The sequence below is a fragment of the Sediminibacterium sp. genome (assembly GCF_051860225.1).
Classification (GTDB): Bacteria; Bacteroidota; Bacteroidia; order Chitinophagales; family Chitinophagaceae; genus Sediminibacterium.
The window spans coordinates 1-512 of sequence record NZ_JBHYEI010000015.1; the positions used below are offsets into that span (position 1 = coordinate 1).

The 512-nt window shown below is 32.6% G+C and carries 1 protein-coding gene; it reads right to left on the bottom strand.

Translation table 11 applies throughout. The annotated features are described in order from the left end of the window. Positions 1-65: 65 nt before the first annotated feature. The coding region (locus tag ACTIEI_RS14805; RefSeq protein ID WP_439507053.1) for a hypothetical protein at positions 66-512 on the bottom strand (447 nt) is incomplete at its 5' end.

Genomic DNA, 512 nt, shown 5'->3' on the forward strand with positions numbered 1-512 from the left:
GTCAAAATGTCCAGCCCTGCTTTTGCAAATACTTTTGTTGGCAGTAGTTTTTGTCAACTAACCCATTAATAAATCCTAAACCACATTATCCAATTACCATTTTCTCGTTTGTATATTGCAAATACTCCTTCTCCACAAAGTCTGCCACAACTATTGTCATAATAAAAAGCACATAGTTCATTATTTCTAAAAAAAATCGGAATTGTAAAGCTATTAAAACTACGTCCATAAGTCTTATAGAAATAATTCCACCCCCTTGTTCTATCTTTAAAAATGGCTGTAATTGTGTCTTGTGAAATTGTCAACGAGTTGGGAATATTTATTTCATTCCATAAACTTGTGTCAGTTTGTCTTCCCAATTCGTCAATGATATATTGCTTTTCATTCTTTGTCAAAATAAGAGAGTCTATAACTACTAGCTTATTGTCAATTCTGCTCCATTTTTTTAGTGTGTCGTTTCGTTCAAAAGCCTTGGCAAGCTCTTTCTTTTCGTATTGATTTATTCCCTTTGT